The sequence below is a fragment of the Neorhizobium sp. CSC1952 genome, assembly GCF_030378245.1.
GTDB lineage: Bacteria > Pseudomonadota > Alphaproteobacteria > Rhizobiales > Rhizobiaceae > Neorhizobium > Neorhizobium oryzae_A.
In genome coordinates this window covers 3,563,268-3,578,746 of the sequence record NZ_CP128416.1, presented here as the reverse complement: position 1 = coordinate 3,578,746, position 15,479 = coordinate 3,563,268, and the positions used below count along the sequence as shown (strand labels likewise).

17 protein-coding genes are annotated in these 15,479 nt (G+C 63.4%); 9 read left to right on the top strand and 8 right to left on the bottom strand.

Annotation, left to right across the window (positions count from 1 at the left end; translation table 11 throughout):
* Positions 1-2: 2 nt before the first annotated feature.
* Together QTA58_RS17415 and QTA58_RS17410 are read right to left on the bottom strand one after the other, a co-directional pair.
* Positions 3-1,865 (bottom strand): ABC transporter ATP-binding protein, encoded by a 1,863-nt coding sequence (locus QTA58_RS17415; protein ID WP_289673200.1) that lies wholly within the window; start codon positions 1,863-1,865, stop codon positions 3-5.
* A gap of 239 nt (positions 1,866-2,104) precedes the next feature.
* Entirely contained in the window at positions 2,105-3,958 is a 1,854-nt protein-coding gene (locus QTA58_RS17410; protein WP_289669790.1) for an ABC transporter ATP-binding protein, read from the bottom strand.
* Positions 3,959-4,342: 384 nt separating this feature from the next.
* Between QTA58_RS17410 and QTA58_RS17405 the strand changes: the two genes are divergently transcribed.
* Complete coding sequence (locus QTA58_RS17405) at positions 4,343-4,804, top strand: tRNA (cytidine(34)-2'-O)-methyltransferase (RefSeq protein WP_289673199.1); 462 nt, start codon at positions 4,343-4,345, stop codon at positions 4,802-4,804.
* A gap of 139 nt (positions 4,805-4,943) precedes the next feature.
* Positions 4,944-6,596, top strand: coding sequence for a Na/Pi cotransporter family protein (locus QTA58_RS17400; RefSeq protein WP_289669788.1), 1,653 nt, complete (start codon positions 4,944-4,946; stop codon positions 6,594-6,596).
* 11 nt (positions 6,597-6,607) lie between these two features.
* Here the strand turns inward: QTA58_RS17400 and QTA58_RS17395 are convergent, their stop codons facing one another.
* Both QTA58_RS17395 and QTA58_RS17390 read right to left on the bottom strand, forming a co-directional pair.
* On the bottom strand, positions 6,608-7,834 hold the full coding sequence (locus QTA58_RS17395; protein WP_289669786.1) for an MFS transporter: 1,227 nt from the start codon (positions 7,832-7,834) through the stop codon (positions 6,608-6,610).
* Positions 7,834-8,409: an NAD(P)H-dependent oxidoreductase gene (locus QTA58_RS17390; RefSeq protein WP_289669784.1), complete on the bottom strand. Its 576-nt coding sequence runs from the start codon at positions 8,407-8,409 to the stop codon at positions 7,834-7,836. Before QTA58_RS17390 ends, QTA58_RS17395 begins: the two co-directional genes overlap by 1 nt.
* A gap of 91 nt (positions 8,410-8,500) precedes the next feature.
* Between QTA58_RS17390 and soxR the strand changes: the two genes are divergently transcribed.
* From soxR to QTA58_RS17375, 3 genes are all read left to right on the top strand, one after another.
* Complete coding sequence (soxR, locus tag QTA58_RS17385; RefSeq protein ID WP_289669782.1) at positions 8,501-8,980, top strand: redox-sensitive transcriptional activator SoxR; 480 nt, start codon at positions 8,501-8,503, stop codon at positions 8,978-8,980.
* 61 nt (positions 8,981-9,041) lie between these two features.
* Positions 9,042-9,359, top strand: a complete 318-nt coding sequence (locus QTA58_RS17380; protein ID WP_289669780.1) for a type II toxin-antitoxin system RelE/ParE family toxin — start codon at positions 9,042-9,044, stop codon at positions 9,357-9,359.
* Positions 9,344-9,646: an addiction module antidote protein gene (locus QTA58_RS17375; protein WP_289669778.1), complete on the top strand. Its 303-nt coding sequence runs from the start codon at positions 9,344-9,346 to the stop codon at positions 9,644-9,646. Before QTA58_RS17380 ends, QTA58_RS17375 begins: the two co-directional genes overlap by 16 nt.
* Here QTA58_RS17375 and QTA58_RS17370 read toward each other — a convergent pair.
* Complete coding sequence (locus QTA58_RS17370) at positions 9,643-9,900, bottom strand: hypothetical protein (RefSeq protein ID WP_085424941.1); 258 nt, start codon at positions 9,898-9,900, stop codon at positions 9,643-9,645. The two genes, QTA58_RS17375 and QTA58_RS17370, sit on opposite strands and share 4 nt — an antisense overlap.
* Before the next feature lie 200 nt (positions 9,901-10,100).
* Here QTA58_RS17370 and hemF point away from each other — a divergent pair, with 200 nt between their 5' ends.
* From hemF to QTA58_RS17355, 3 genes are all read left to right on the top strand, one after another.
* Positions 10,101-11,012 carry an oxygen-dependent coproporphyrinogen oxidase gene (gene hemF / locus QTA58_RS17365; protein WP_289669776.1) on the top strand — a complete coding sequence of 304 codons (912 nt, stop codon included), beginning with the start codon at positions 10,101-10,103 and terminating at the stop codon, positions 11,010-11,012.
* A 135-nt stretch (positions 11,013-11,147) separates the two neighbouring features.
* The gene (locus tag QTA58_RS17360; RefSeq protein ID WP_085424943.1) at positions 11,148-11,417 is read left to right on the top strand and encodes a hypothetical protein; all 270 of its coding nucleotides are present in this window, start codon (positions 11,148-11,150) and stop codon (positions 11,415-11,417) included.
* Between the two features lie 99 nt (positions 11,418-11,516).
* Positions 11,517-11,711 carry a DUF1059 domain-containing protein gene (locus tag QTA58_RS17355; protein WP_085424944.1) on the top strand — a complete coding sequence of 65 codons (195 nt, stop codon included), beginning with the start codon at positions 11,517-11,519 and terminating at the stop codon, positions 11,709-11,711.
* 15 nt (positions 11,712-11,726) lie between these two features.
* On the opposite strand, the gene QTA58_RS17350 is transcribed toward QTA58_RS17355, so the two are convergent.
* The 3 genes from QTA58_RS17350 to QTA58_RS17340 are packed head-to-tail and all read right to left on the bottom strand — an operon-like array spanning position 11,727 to position 14,241.
* Complete coding sequence (locus QTA58_RS17350; protein ID WP_289669775.1) at positions 11,727-12,989, bottom strand: CCA tRNA nucleotidyltransferase; 1,263 nt, start codon at positions 12,987-12,989, stop codon at positions 11,727-11,729.
* Entirely contained in the window at positions 12,986-13,621 is a 636-nt protein-coding gene (locus QTA58_RS17345) for a CoA pyrophosphatase (RefSeq protein WP_085424946.1), read from the bottom strand. The genes QTA58_RS17350 and QTA58_RS17345 overlap by 4 nt, the downstream gene beginning before the upstream one ends.
* Positions 13,618-14,241, bottom strand: a complete 624-nt coding sequence (locus QTA58_RS17340) for a DUF1285 domain-containing protein (protein ID WP_289669774.1) — start codon at positions 14,239-14,241, stop codon at positions 13,618-13,620. The genes QTA58_RS17345 and QTA58_RS17340 overlap by 4 nt, the downstream gene beginning before the upstream one ends.
* A gap of 197 nt (positions 14,242-14,438) precedes the next feature.
* Here QTA58_RS17340 and QTA58_RS17335 point away from each other — a divergent pair, with 197 nt between their 5' ends.
* Positions 14,439-15,452 (top strand): MoxR family ATPase, encoded by a 1,014-nt coding sequence (locus QTA58_RS17335; RefSeq protein WP_085425157.1) that lies wholly within the window; start codon positions 14,439-14,441, stop codon positions 15,450-15,452.
* Positions 15,453-15,479: the final 27 nt, after the last annotated feature.

Sequence of the window (15,479 nt, the reverse complement as noted above, 5' to 3'; positions counted from 1 at the left end):
GGCTATTGCGCCGCGTCCGCCGCCAGGAAACCGCCCGACTGCCGCGCCCAGAGTTCGGCATAGAGCCCGCCGCGCGCGATGAGCTCGTTGTGAGTGCCTTCCTCGATGATGCGCCCCTTGTCCATCACGACGAGCCGGTCCAGGGCAGCGATGGTCGAGAGCCTGTGGGCGATCGCCAGCACGGTCTTGCCCTGCATCAGCCGTTCCAGATTGGACTGGATCGCCGCCTCCACCTCGGAATCGAGCGCCGAGGTCGCCTCGTCCAGCACCAGGATCGGCGCATCCTTGAGCATCACACGGGCGATCGCGATGCGCTGGCGCTGTCCGCCCGACAGTTTTACGCCGCGTTCGCCCACATGCGCGTCGAACCCCTTGCGTCCGCGCTGGTCCTCGAGCGCGGCGATGAACATGTCGGCCTCCGCCTTGCGCGCCGCCTCGACAAGCTGCGCCTCGGTTGCATCCGGCCGGCCGAACAGGATGTTGTCCCGGATCGAACGGTGCAGGAGCGACGTGTCCTGCGTCACCATGCCGATCTGCGCGCGCAGGGATTCCTGCGTGGCCTTCGCAATATCCTGCCCGTCGATCAGGATGCGGCCGCCTTCGAGGTCGTAGAAGCGCAGAAGCAGGTTGACGAGCGTCGACTTGCCCGCCCCGGAACGGCCGACGATGCCGATCTTCTCGCCCGGCCGGATGGTGAGCGACAGATCGTCGATCACGCCCCTCGCCCGGCCGTAATGGAAACTGACGTTCTCGAAGCGGATTTCCGGACGCTTGACGACAAGCGCGGCCGCATTCGGCGCATCGACCAGCCCGATCGGCTGCGAGATCAGTTCGGCGGAATTCTGGATCGTGCCGATATTGCGCATGATGCTGTTGAGCTGCGTCATCAGCCGGCCGAGCAGGAAATTGAGCCTGAGCATCAGCGCCAGCGTGAAGGCGACGGCGCCTGAACTGATGAGGCCCGAAAGCCAGAGATGCACGCTCATCGCCGCCATGGTGACGATCATCGTGCCGGAGAGGAAGGCCATCGAGGCGCGCACGCTGGTCAGCAACCGCGTGAAGGCGATGATCGTATCCTGGAAGCTCTCGAAACCGGAGCGCATGTAACGGTCGTTCGCTTCGTCGCGGCCGAAGAGCCGCAGCGTCTGGATGTTGGAATAGGCATCCACCATGCGGCCGCTGATCATCGAGCCCGCCTCGGCCGAGGCCTTGGAATGCTCGCGGATGCGCGGCACGTAATGTCTTGCCAGCAGGGAGAAAATCGCGAGCCAGGCAACGACGACCACCGCCAGCCGCCAGTCGAGCTGCGCCACCAGCGCGATCGTCGACACCGAGTAGATGCCGACGAACCAAATGCTTTCCATGAAGGAGGTGAGCACGTCGCCGGTCGCCTGCCCCGCCGACCAGACCTTGGTGACGATGCGGCCTGAGAAATCGTTCTGGAAGAAGGAAAGCGACTGGCGCGAGACATGGATGTAGGATTGCCAGCGCACCAGATTGTAGAAGCCGGGCGTGATGATCTGCTGGTCGACCAGCGCGGTGAAGAGCCCGATCAGGAAGCGGCCGATACCCACGACCAGCGCCATGACGATCAGTTCCGTCCCGTGGTCGGCAATGAGCCCCGACCAGCCGTCGGCAGGTTTGGCCGTGTCGAGGATATCGACCAGCCGGCCGACATACCAGAACATCGCCGCCTCGACCCCGGCAGCGAGACCGCCGAGCACCAGCATGGCGAGGAAGGGAAGCTTGGCCTGGCGCACATAGAACCAGATGAAGCCGATCAGCCCGGCAGGCGGCCTCAGGTCGTCCCGCCTGTCGAATGGCTTGATCCAGTTCTCGAAGGTGCGGAAGGCCGAGCTCAGCATCAGCCGGATATAGGCGGATTCCCTCTTCCGGCAAAGCAAAAGCCGCCGGCAAGCGGCTTACATTTTCTTAATGTCACTCCGCCGCCTCGGCTGGATGGCAAACCTAGCGTCTTGCTCGGCGTCATCCTCGGCCTTGGGCCGAGGATCTATAAACGTCAACGGTTTGCAGATGCTCGGGACAGGCCCGAGCATGACGATCAGAGATTTTCGAACCTTTGTCGGCAGTCTGAGGCGGCGGATTACTCCGCCGCCTCCTCTTCCAGCGCCTCGTTCCCGATGAAGCCGCCGGACTGGCGGTTCCAGAGATCGGCATAGATGCCGCCGCTTGCCACGAGCTCCTGATGCGTGCCGGCCTCGACGATCCGGCCGCGGTCGAGCACGATCAGCCTGTCCATCTCGGTCAGCGTCGAAAGCCGGTGGGCGATGGCGATTACCGTCTTGCCCTCCATGAGGGCGAAGAGGTTCTCCTGGATCGCCGCTTCCACTTCACTGTCGAGTGCCGAAGTCGCCTCGTCGAGCACCAGGATCGGCGCGTCCTTGAGGAAGACGCGGGCGATCGCGATGCGCTGCCTCTGACCGCCCGAGAGTTTCACGCCGCGTTCGCCCACATGCGCGTCGAGACCTTTGCGCCCCTGCATGTCGGCGAGCCCTTCGACGAAGTCCCAGGCATTCGCGCGCTTCGCCGCCTCGATGATCTCCGCATCGCTGGCCTCCGGCTTGCCGTAGGCGATGTTGTCGCGGATGGAGCGATGCAGCAGCGAGGTATCCTGCGTCACCACGCCGATCAGCGAGCGCAGGCTGTCCTGCGTCACCGTCGAGATGTCCTGTCCGTCGATGGTGATGCGGCCGCCCTCCAGATCGTAGAAGCGCAGAAGCAGGTTCATCAGCGTCGTCTTGCCGGCGCCGGAACGTCCGACCAGTCCGATCTTCTGACCGGCCGGAATGTCGAGCGTGAGCCCGTCGATGACGCCCTTCGCCTTGCCGTAGTGGAAGCGGACGGCATCGTAACGGATATGTCCCTTCTTCGCAGCAAGCTTGCCGGCATCCGTGCGATCGACCACGTCGTGCGGCTTGGTCATCATCGACATGCCGTCGTAGACGGTGCCGATGTTCTCGAACAGCGCCGAGACTTCCCACATGATCCATTGCGACATGCCGTTGATGCGCATCGCAAGGCCGATGGCTATGGCGATCGCACCGATCGAGATGGCGCTGTCGAGCCAGAACCAGATCGACAGGCCGCCGACGACGAAGAGCGCCGTGCAGTTGTAGGAATAGACGAGCACCTGGAAGCTCGTCACCTTGCGCATCTGCTCGTGCACGGTCTCAAGGAAGATGTTCATCGCATCCTTGGCATAGGCTTCCTCACGGCCCGCATGCGAGAACAGCTTGACGGTGGCGATGTTCGTATAGCTGTCCACCACCCGGCCGGTCATCATCGAGCGCGCATCCGCCTGTTCCGCCGAAATCTTGCGAAGACGCGGCACGTAATAGGCGACGGTCACCGAATAGACGATGATCCAGACGACGAGCGGTGCCGCAAGGCGAAGGTCGGCCGAGGCGACGATCGCGATCATCGAAACGAAATAGGTGACGACGTAGACGAAGACATCGAGCACCTTCATCACCGTTTCGCGGATGGCGAGCGACGTCTGCATCACCTTGGTCGAGACGCGCCCCGCGAACTCGTTGGCGAAAAACGTCATCGAGTGCCGGAGCAGGAAGCGATGCATCTGCCAGCGGGCGATCATCGGGAAATTGCCCATCAGGATCTGGTGCATGATGAGCGCGTTGAGGCCCGCGACCGCCGGCAACCCGATGAGCACGACGAACGCCATCAGGAAGAGCTTCGGACCTTCCGTTTCGAGAAAGGTCGTGCGGTCGGCATGCGACAGCCAGTCGACGATATCGCCGAGAAACTGGAACAGCGCCACTTCCCCGATCGCGATCAGCATCGTGCAGGTCGACATGATGACGAGCCATGGCCAGACCGGCCTTGTATAATGCCACAGAAAGGCCAGAAGGCCGGAGGGCGGTAACGTAGGCGTCTCATCCGGATAGGGATTGATACGCCGTTCGAACCACGAGAACATTGGAAAAGCTCCGTAAATCGGACTGCCGTCCTGCCCTGCGTCACGCTATGTGAATCATAGACGGGGCGGCGAACATTCAGGAATTCGCGGCCGCATGCGGCCACGTAACGGATCAGAAAAGGGAAAGTTTGCGTGAAACCGCGAAACGCCTAGGCCAGAAACCGAATGTTCCGGCTGCGGAGGCGCGAGAGCACGGTCATATCCATGTGGGCCTCCGAAAGTTGGCGTTGATAACGGATGCGTTTCTACCCGCATGATCCGCAAATGAAAAGGGCAAATGAGCGAATGACGGCGACAAAGTCTTGCCTGTTGCCTGAACGTCACAGCCTGGGCGTGTGACGAAATTCCTTGAGCATCGGCCGCGTCTTCCGTTATGCGGCTTTCATGACCGAGCTCCGCATCGCCCTTTACCAGCCCGATATTCCCGGCAATACCGGCACGATCCTGCGTCTCGCCGCCTGCCTGGGCCTGTCCGTCGACATCATCGAGCCGGCGGGCTTCGATATCTCCGACCGCAATCTGAAACGTTCCGGCATGGACTATCTCGCCAGCGTCACGCTCAGCCGCCACGTCAACTGGCAGCGCTTCGACGAATGGCGGCAGGAAAACGGCCGGCGCCTCGTGCTCGCCTCCACCAAAGCCGCCCTGCCCTATGCCCGTTTCGAGTTCCGGCCGGACGACATTCTCCTCTTCGGCCGCGAGAGCGCCGGCGTGCCGGACCTCGTCCATGAGGCGGCCGACGCCCGCATCCTGATCCCGATGGTCGAGGGTCAGCGTTCGATCAACGTCGCCATGTCGGCGGCGATGATCGCCGGCGAGGCTTTGCGGCAAACGAACTGGAACTAAATCCAAACGTTTCTTGTCATAAACTGTCGCAAACGCCCCTGTGCAAAGGGAGGCAGGCAGCTTATATTTATTAGCCGGCAACTGAAAATCGCCACCCTCTCCCGCTATTTCCAAGCGTTTGGAAATGAGGAATGCCCGCATGGAATCCACGATCGTCATCGTCAACCTTTTCGGCGCCGTAGCCCTGCTGCTCTTCGGCCTGGCGCAGGTGAAGGACGGCGTGACGCGGGCTTTCGGCGTGCGGCTGAGGAGCGGACTGGCCACCGGCACCCGCAGCGGCTTGCGTTCCTTCGTCTCCGGCCTGCTGGCCACCATCGCCCTGCAGAGTTCGACGGCGACGGCGCTCACCGTCGCCTCCTTCGCCGAACGCGGCCTGATCCGCCCGCGCATGGCGCAGATCGTGCTGCTCGGCGCCAATCTCGGCACGGCCGTCACCGCCTGGCTGGTCGCGACCGGCATCGAATGGCTTTCTCCCCTGATCATCCTCATCGGCGTCGTCCTTCATCGTGGCCGCTCCAGCGCCCGCCAGGGTGCCGGCACGGCATTGATCGGCATCGGTTTGATGCTGCTGTCGCTGCATCTGCTCGGGCTTGCCACCGAGCCCATGCGCCAGTCGCCGGCGCTCGCCGCCTTCATCGGCCTGCTCGACAACGCCTGGCCGGTCGCGCTCGTCATCTCTGCGGCCCTGGCCTTCGTCTCTTCCTCCAGCCTGGCGATGATCGTGCTGATCCTGTCGCTCGCCTCGACGGGCATCCTCTCGACCGGCCTCGTCATCGTTCTGGTTCTCGGCGCCAATCTCGGCGGCGCGGTCCCGCCGGTCATCGCCACGCTTTCCGGCCCGGCGGCGGCAAGGCGCATCACCCTCGGCAACCTGATCGTCCGGGGCATCGGCTGCGCCATCGCGATGCCGCTTGCCGGTTTCGGAGCCGAGATCATGCAGGCGTTGCCGCTCTCGCCCGAAAAGCTGCCGGTCGATGCGCATCTCGCCTTCAACATCCTGCTGGCGCTGGCCGTCTGGCCCTTCTCAGGTCTGGTGTCGGATCTGGCGGCCCGGCTCGTTCCGGCCGATCCGGAAGTCGAGGACGGGCCGCGCTTCCTCGATCCGCAGGCGCTCGACAACCCGGTCATGGCGCTCGCCAATGCCACGCGCGAGGTGCTCGGCGTCGGCGACGCGATCGAGCGGATGCTGATCCGCGCCGAAAACGCCTTCAAGCACAACGACCTTGCGCCGCTGTTCGAAATCGCCGCGCTGGAGAGGCGCGTCGACCGCCTCCAGCAGGAGGTCAAGATCTATCTTTCGAAGCTCGGCCGCGAGGGCCTCGATGCCGAAAATGCGCGCCGCTCGATCGTCATCATCGACTACGCCATCAACCTGGAACATATCGGCGACATCATCGAAAAGGGCATCTGCGACCAGGTGCGCAAGAAAATCTCGAACGGCCTCAAATTCTCCGACGACGGGTACGAAGAGCTGAAAAACCTCTTCAACCTGACGATCGACAACCTGCGGACCGCCCAGACCATTTTCCAGACGGGCGACTTCAACCTTGCCCGCCATCTCATGGAGATCAAGGTCGATGTCCGGCGGCTGGAGAAACGTTCCGCCGAGCGTCATCTGGAACGCTTGCGCGATGGCCGGATGGAGAGCCTGCAGACCAGCTCGCTGCATCTCGACATGCTGCGCGACCTGAAGCGCATCAACGCCCATATCGTCTCGGTCGCGCACCCGATCCTCGACGACAGCGGCGAGCTGATCGAAAGCCGCCTGCGTCATGCGGAGCCGCGCAGCTAGGGCCTCATGGGTCATGAGCGCCCTCCCTCGGCTCTCACGGCGATCCTCGGACCGAGCCGCACCGCCAGGGATGCGAAGGCGACGACGAGCATCGCCATGCCCGCCATGCCGTAGGTCGCCGCATAACCGGCCGAGCCGATCACCGGCTGCGACAGGATCGGCGACAGGAACTGGCCGGTGAAAATGCTGGCGACCAGCAGGCCCGATATCCGGCCCCTCAGCTGCGGCGGCGCGATCATCATCGCCGCACCGGCGAAATTCGGCATGATCGTGCCCATGCCGATGCCCGAGACGGCCATCCCGAACAGGATGCCCGCGTAATCCGTTGCAAAGGACAAGAAAACGAAGGCAAGCCCAAGCGATCCGAAGGCGAGCCCGAAGACACCCATCACGCCAAGCGCCTGCCGGAACCGGGCGAAGACCAGCGAGGCGCCGATGCCGACCAGCTGCCCGAGCCCGATCGCCATGCCGGCAAGACTCGGCGCATCGAGCCCGATCGATTTGAGGAAGAAGGGAAGCTGCGTCGGGATCATGTAGAAGCAGATCATGTTGAAGACGGCACCGATCAGCAGGACCGTCAGCAGCAGCCCGCCGCGCGAACCGAGCCCCGCTTGCGGCATGGCCGCCTGCGCCGGAACGGTCCGCACCGGCTCGCGGATGAAGATCAGCGCTGCCGGCAGAAGCAGGAAGGCCAGCGCATAGATCAGGAACGGTGCACGCCAGTGGACTTCGGCCAGAAAGCCGCCGCCAGTGAGAAAGATCGCGCCGCCGATGCCGACGAAGGCCTGCTGCAGCCCCATATAGCGGTCGCGCGCAGGTCCGGCGAAGAAGTCGCCCACCAGCGCCGTGCCGGTCGTCATGATGCCGCCGACCGCAATGCCGAGCACGGCCCGGCCGATCAGCAGGCCCGGGAGGCTGTCGGCAAAAAGGCCCGAGCAGCCGGCGAGCGCGAAGAGCACCAGCGTGGCGATCAGCATCGGCTTGCGGCCGTAGCGATCGATGATCAGGCCAGCAACCGGCGCAAAGGCTGCGATGAACAGCGCGGGCAGCGTCAGCACCAGCCGGCTGAGCAATTCGACGTTCGGCATGTCGGCGAAACGCGCGGCGATGCCCGGCAGAGAGGCGGAGATGGTCGCACCCGACATGATGGTCAGCGTGCTCACCGAAAGCAGCGTCATGTTGCGGCCGATCTGCGAAACGGGCTTTGCCGCCGAAGACGTATCTGTACGGGCCGACATCACGCCATCTCCTCGAGAACCACCGTTTCGCGGCCGGCCTTCAGCGTCACAGCCCACCAGGAAAGCTGTTTCGCCAGGCGTTCGAGCTGGCGCATCGTCCGCTCGGGATCGCGGATATTGCCGTTCTCGTCGAAGCGCTCGACGGCATGCGTGAAGCTGAGGGTTTCGCGGATCGTCGCGGCACCGAGCTCGGCAAAGACCTGCCGCAACTGTTCGATCGCCCGAAGCCCGCCGGAAATGCCGCCGTAGGAGACGAAGGCGACCGGCTTTCCCCACCAGGGACGGTAGAAGCTGTCGATAAGCTCCTTCAGCGCAGCCGTATAGCCGTGATTGTATTCCGGCGTCACGATGAGAAACGCATCGGCACGGGCAAGGTCGCGTGCGATCCGGTTTTCGGCCTCAGCCCTCACGATACGGGATTCCGCGATGAGATCCGCCGGATCGACGATGACGATGACGATGTCGGCGGCCAGCATCTGCGGCAATTGGGTCAGAAGCCAGTCGACGACCGTATCGCAGAGACGGCCTTCGCGCGCGCTGCCATAGACCAGCGCCAGAGTGAATTTTGCCTGCATCGGACAGGGCTCCCAAGTTTCAATCGAGTGGTTTTCGTTTACGGGAGCCTCTGCTATAAAACCTCAAGTAATATTGAGGTCAATAGCGGCAATGAAGAAAACTCAGGATGGACGCATCTCCCTTGAACTGACCGTGGGCGAAGTGGCCGAACGCAGCGGCGTCGCGGTCTCCACGCTGCATTTTTATGAAACCAAGGGACTGATCAAAAGCTGGCGCAACCGCGGCAACCAGCGGCGTTATCCCCGTGTGGTGCTGCGCCGGGTGGCGGTGATCAAAGTCGCACAGCGAACGGGCATCCCCCTCGCCGACATCGCCGAGGCGCTCTCCGTCCTGCCCCACGACCGTCCGCTGACGGCAAAAGACTGGCAGGGCCTTTCGGAAAGCTGGAAGAAGAAGCTCGATCAGCGTATCGCCAGCCTCACCGCACTGCGCGACCAGCTGACCGGCTGCATCGGCTGCGGCTGCCTTTCCATGCAGGATTGCCCGCTCAGGAACCCCTACGACGTCCTTGGCGAAAAAGGCGCCGGTCCGCTGCTGTTGGACGGAGAGGAGATAGCGGACAGCGATTGATTGCACGCCTGGGTTTATTCTATGGTTGTTGCCATACTGAACTCCATAGAGTACAATTTCCATGTTCGAAATCTACTCGACAAAAATCTTTAGAACCTGGGTCGATGGTTTGAGAGACAGGCGCGCTGTCACTCGTATTTTCGCCCGCATAGCCCGAGCGGAAGAAGGTAATCTTGGTGACGTAAAACCGGTTGGCGAGGGCGTCAGCGAGATGCGCATCCACTATGGACCTGGGTACAGAGTTTACTTTACTCGGCGGGGCAAGGTCGTTTTGCTTCTACTCTGTGGAGGCGACAAGGACAGCCAGGCCAGCGATATCGCCGAGGCAAAACGAGTGGCCCAGAATTCGGGAGAAATAAGCGAATGGCCTTGGAAATAAGACGGTTCGATATCGCGGAGCATCTCAACTCCGACGAAGATATTCAGGAATTCATGGTCGCCGCCTTCGAAGACGGCGACCCCGCCTTCATCGCCAAATGCCTCGGCATCGTCGCAAGAGCCCAGAACATGAGCAAGCTGGCGCGCGATGTCGGCATGAGCCGTGCGGCGCTCTACAAGGCGCTGAGCGGCGAAGGAAATCCGGAATTCGCGACGATCTTGAAGGTGATGAAGGCGCTCGGGCTCGAACTGACGCCGGTCCTCGCCAGGACGGAGGATGCCGCCTAATCCGCGCTCGGCAGCCGCCGCATGGTGAACTCGATCCGGTCGCCTTCGAGCTGGCGCCAGCTTTCCACCTCGGTCCAGTAGGCAGCCTTCGGGAATTCGTCGAACCACTGCCGCGCCTTCTCGCGCGCCTCTTCCCGCGAGAGCAGGAAGGTTTCCCGCACGAACATGCCCGGACGTTCTCCGGCCTTCTCCTTGCGGTGGCGTTCGATCCTGCGCTTCAGCCCGTCGAGCGGCGGGGGTGTGAATTTCGCCATGAAAGCCTCTGATCCGCACCTTTACGAAAAGTGAAGATAGTGCGAGACAGCGCCCTTTGCGAGTCTCATTTCCGCCGGGACAACCGGCCGGGACAACCGATGGAATGGTTCGCGAAAGCCACGGCTGCTAATGCGAGCCTCGAAGAAATGCGAATCGCGCCCGATCCCCCAACTGGGGCATGGCGAGAGGGAAACAGGATATGGAACGGCCGGCACTTCCGAAAGGGCTACCCGAAGACATCGAAGAGAAGAAGGCGACGGCGAAGGCCTGGTTCGAGAGCCTGCGCGATACGATCTGCGCCTCCTTCGAGACGCTGGAGGATGAGCTTTCCGGCCCCCTTTCCGATCTGGCGCCGGGCCGGTTCCAGCAGAAGGACTGGCTGCGCGAAGGCGGTGCGGGCGGCGGCGGCAGGATGTCGATGATGGAAGGCCGCGTCTTCGAGAAGGTCGGCGTCCATACCTCCACGGTTTACGGCGAATTCTCGCCGGATTTCCGCGGCCAGATCCCCGGCGCCGAAGAGGACCCGCGCTTCTGGGCTTCCGGCATCTCGCTGATCGCCCACCCGGTCAATCCCAATGTCCCGGCCGTGCACATGAACACCCGCATGGTGGTGACGTCGAGCAACTGGTTCGGCGGCGGCGCGGACCTGACGCCGGTGCTCGATCGCCGCCGCACCCAGACCGATCCCGACAGCACCCTCTTCCATAGGGTCATGGAGATCACCTGCGGCCGCCACGCGGTGGCCGACTACGGCCGCTACAAGGCCTGGTGCGACGACTATTTCTTTTTGAAGCACCGCAACGAACCGCGCGGCATCGGCGGCATCTTCTTCGACTGGCTGCATTCGGAAGAGGAGAAGGGCGGCTGGGACGCCGATTTCGCTTTCGTGCAGGATGTCGGACGCGCCTTCAACCTCGTCTATCCGAAGATCGTGCGCGGCAATTTCAACCAGCCCTGGACGGAGGAAGACCGCGACGAGCAACTCGTCCGCCGCGGCCGTTACGTGGAATTCAACCTCCTCTACGACCGCGGTACGATCTTCGGCCTGAAGACCAGCGGCAACGTCGAATCCATTCTGTCCTCGCTGCCTCCGGTTGTAAGGTGGCCTTAGATCGAATCCCTCTTCACGCGAAGATGAGTTGCTTTAAGCCCGCTGCGGCATAACATCTCGTCCTTGACAAATGCGATATTCGAATCGTAGGGCGGGTGCTAGCTTTCGTTCCGGTTGCACCGGAGGATGATCGCCATGACCGCATCGAACAGCGTGCCAATCCCACATGCGTCCCAAAGCAAGGGCGCTCCCCGTCCCCTCGACACTCCCGGCATGATCGACCGGCTCGCCACCGAAATGCGCCAGAGAAGCGGCGGCGAGCTTCCCCATTCCTTCTGCGTCGAGCAGGTCAAGCGCCAGCTTGCCGGCGAACCCGTCCAAACCGCGGCCGCCAATGACGAACCGGCCCAAAAGAAGCCGGCGGACGAGGCTTCCGTTTTCCACGCATGGGCGCTTTCGGAGTAACCGCGGGAACGGTCGCCGCCTTTCCGAGTTATCGGCATGAGGCGGGGACGAGGGAAGACGTCCTGCGGCCTCCAGTCAACGACAGCAGGAGGAAATGCCATGCGACTGTTCGAATGCGGCACGCTCGTGCCCGGCTGCCAGTGGCATACCCGCGCCGATCAGGATGCCGAAGTGGTCCGCCGCGCCGTGGAGCATATGCGCACCGCCCATGGCGAGGAGATCATCCGGGAGAACATGGTCGAGAACATCAAGGCTCGCATCCGCGACGAAGGCGGCACCGAAGCCGCCGCCTGACGGGCGGCCCATAGATCAGAACGAACTGCCGATCATCTCGTCGAGCCGGGCGGAAAGCGCCGCCCGGTTGGGCGTGAAATTGCGCTCGACCCAGAAGTCTTCCAGCGCCTTCAGAATCTCCCCCACCCTTTTTCCGGCCGGCACGCCGGCTGCGACGACATCCCCGCCGCTCAGCGGAAAAACCGGCCGCGTATAGTTTTCCGCCCGCTTCAGAAGCGTCGAAAGCCGCGCGGATTTGCGCATCGCAACCGGATCTCCCGCCGCAGCGGCGCGCGCGGATGCCAAAGCCAGTTTCAGCCTGATGATCAGCCCTTCCGCACCATGGCGATAGAGCAGCCGGTCGAAGCCGACATCGGTCACCTCGTCCGGCAGCGCCGGCGCGCTCGCCCAGGCCGTCAACCTTGCGGCTTCGGCATTCGACATCTTCAGCCGCTTCGCCAGGGCCGCCACCCGTTCCGCATCCGGCGGCACGATCGCCGCCAGCCGCAGCATCGGATCGGGAACCCAGCCGAGCGCCTGTTCGGCCGCGATCAGTCCATGGATGCCGTCTATGCCCCACTTCTCCGTCTCGGGCAGGATTTCGGTCAGCACGCCCGCCTGCCGCATCCAGAGGAGCGCGCGGGACGGATCGGCGGCGGAAAACAGCTTCTTGGTTTCGGCCCAGATGCGTTCCGCAGACAGGGTCGCAAGCTTGTCCTTGGCCCGCGCGGAAGCGCGCAGGCCTTCCGCATCCGGACGCCCGGAACCGTAATGGGCAAAGAAGCGGAAGAAACGCAGGATGCGCAGATGGTCTTCGGCGATCCGCTGCGCCGCCTCGCCGATGAACCGCACCGTGCGCGTCTCGATGTCCGGCAGGCCGCTGACGAGGTCGATAACCTCGCCGTCCTGACCGGCATAGAGCGCATTGATCGTCAGATCGCGGCGTTCCGCGTCCGCTTGCCAGTCGGTACCGAAGGCGACCTTGGCATGCCGCCCGTCCGTCTCCACGTCACGGCGCAAGGTCGTCACTTCGAAGGGATGGCCGTCGACGACGAGGGTCACGGTGCCATGCTCGATGCCGGTCGGCACGGCCTTGATGCCCGCCTCTCTCGCCCGCTCGACGACCTGTTGCGGCTTGAGCGTCGTGGCGACGTCGATATCGGCGACCGGCAGGCCCATCAGCGCGTTGCGCACGGCGCCGCCCGCGACACGCGCCTCCCCGCCATCGGCATTGAGAAGCGCGAGCACGCGCTGCAGCGCCGGATCCTGGAACCAGGCCTCGCCAGCAACCGAGGTCATGCGTAAAGCCTTTCGTAAAGCGTGCGCAGGATGCCGGCCGTAATACCCCAGATGTTCCGCTCCTCATAGGGCATGAGGTAGAAATGCCGTTCGGTGCCGTTCCACTCCCGGCTGCCGCGCTGGTGGTTCGCCTCGTTCATCAGGAAGGAAAGCGGCACCTCGAAAACGTCGTCCACCTCGGTCGGGTTGGGTGTTAGCTCGAACCCCCGCTTGACCACCGAAAGCACCGGCGTGATGCGGAAACCCGTGGCCGCATAATAGGTGGGAAGCCTCGAAAGCGGCTCCACGAACGAGCGGTCGAGGCCGATCTCCTCCTCCGCCTCCCGCAATGCCGCCTGCTCCGGCGAGACGTCCTCCGGATCGATCGCACCGCCCGGAAAGGCGATCTGCCCGGAATGCTTGCGCAGGGTCGATGTCCGCTGCGTCAGGATCACCTTGGCCTCGTCGCCGTCGTCGACGACCGGCACCAGCACGGCCGCATCCTTGAGCTTCAGCCCGGCCGCAAGATCGACGAGCGTCGGATTGAGCAGATGGTCGCCATGATCGCGCCACGCGTGATCGATCGGCCCGCCGTTCTGGTTCAGCGCCCGCCGACGGAAATCATCGGCCGAATAAAGCGGAAATTCATTCATTGCGACAAGGCATCCAGTTCGGCTGCCGGCATCACCGGAAAGACCTTCGTTGCGGAGCGGACGGCAAACATCGGCACACCCTCTATCACGATCGTCTCGCCGAGTTCCACGAGATCGTACATCACGGCGCGCGAGACCAGCGCCTCCAGCCTGCCGCGCACGAGCAGATAGGGTTTCAGCTCCCGGTTCTCGCCGGCGATTTCGAAACGCAACGGATGCTCGGCGCCTGCCTCCACCACGTCACCGACATTTGTTCGGAACGTGAGGACGGGATTGCCGCCACGTTCGGTGACCTGCATCTCGACCGCCAGGAAGGGGGCGTCCGCCACCCTTATGCCGACTTTTTCCACAGGCGTTACGAGATAGGTCCTGCCGTCCTCGTCCCTGCGCAGAACGGTCGAAAAGAGCCTGACGAGCGGCGCCCGGCCGATCGGCGTGCCCATGTAGAACCAGGTCCCGTCGGCGCGGATTTCCATGTCGATGTCGCCGCAAAAGGGCGGATTCCACTTCTCTACGGGCGGAAGCCCGCGTTTTCCGGCGCCCGACTGCTCGGAAGCGCGCGAAATCAGAGCCGCAAGCCCCGCGGCATTGGGTGCCGAATTTATCGTCTGCGCCGCCATCTTTCAGTCCCGGTTCGCCCGTAATCATTCATGCAAGCAATTGTTCCTCACGAGATAGTCATTCGAAACGTGCTTGTCAGCCATATTTCGGGGAATAAGTTTGATCGGATGAGGCGTGTGCTGCAGCGCAGCGATTCGCCGCCGGACGATGATATCCGGTTCTGAAAAGCCTGCCGGTTCTGATGATGGAGAGCGACATGGGCATGATGAATTCCACCGAAACCGTCCTCGATGAGAAGGCCATCATCGCCGCTGCCGAAAGCGCTCTTGCCGATATCGCCGCCATCCGGACCGAAGTCGCCAAGGTGATTTTCGGTCAGGAGAAGGTGGTCGAAAACACCCTCCTCGCCGTTCTGTCCGGCGGCCATGCGCTGCTCGTCGGCGTGCCGGGCCTCGCCAAGACCAAGCTCGTCACGACGCTCGGCTCGGTGCTCGGCCTCGGCTCCAACCGCATCCAGTTCACCCCGGACCTGATGCCGTCGGATATCCTCGGCTCCGAAGTCATGGATACCGACGAGACGGGCCGCCGCTCCTTCCGCTTCGTCAAGGGGCCGGTCTTCGCCCAGCTCCTGATGGCCGACGAGATCAACCGCGCGTCGCCGCGCACCCAGTCGGCGCTCCTGCAGTCCATGCAGGAATATCACATCACCGTCGCCGGCCAGCGTTACGATCTGCCGGCCCCCTTCCATGTGCTCGCGACCCAGAACCCGCTGGAGCAAGAAGGCACCTATCCGCTTCCGGAAGCCCAGCTCGACCGCTTCCTCCTGCAGGTCGACGTGCTCTATCCGGAACTGGCCGCCGAGCGGCAGATTCTGCTGGAAACGACTGGCCTTTCGGAAGCGAAGACGCGCGGGATCATCGACGCCGCCCGTCTTCAGGAAATCCAGGTCCTCATCCGCCAGATGCCGGTGAGCGACAAGGTGGTCGACGCGATCCTGTCGCTGGTGCGCTCCGCCCGCCCCGGCCACGGCAACGCCACCACCGACAAGCATGTCGCCTGGGGCCCCGGCCCCCGCGCAGGACAGTCGCTGATGCTGACCGCCCGCGCCCGCGCCCTTTACGAAGGCCGCCTCGCCCCGTCGCTCGATGACGTCTACGCGCTTGCCGAACCGGTTCTCGAGCACCGCATGGCGCTCACATTCGCGGCGCGCGCGGAAGGCATGTCGGTACGCGACGTCATCGCCGGCCTGGTGAAGCAGGCTCGCGGGTAACGTCCGCCGGCTTAGAAAGGACAATGC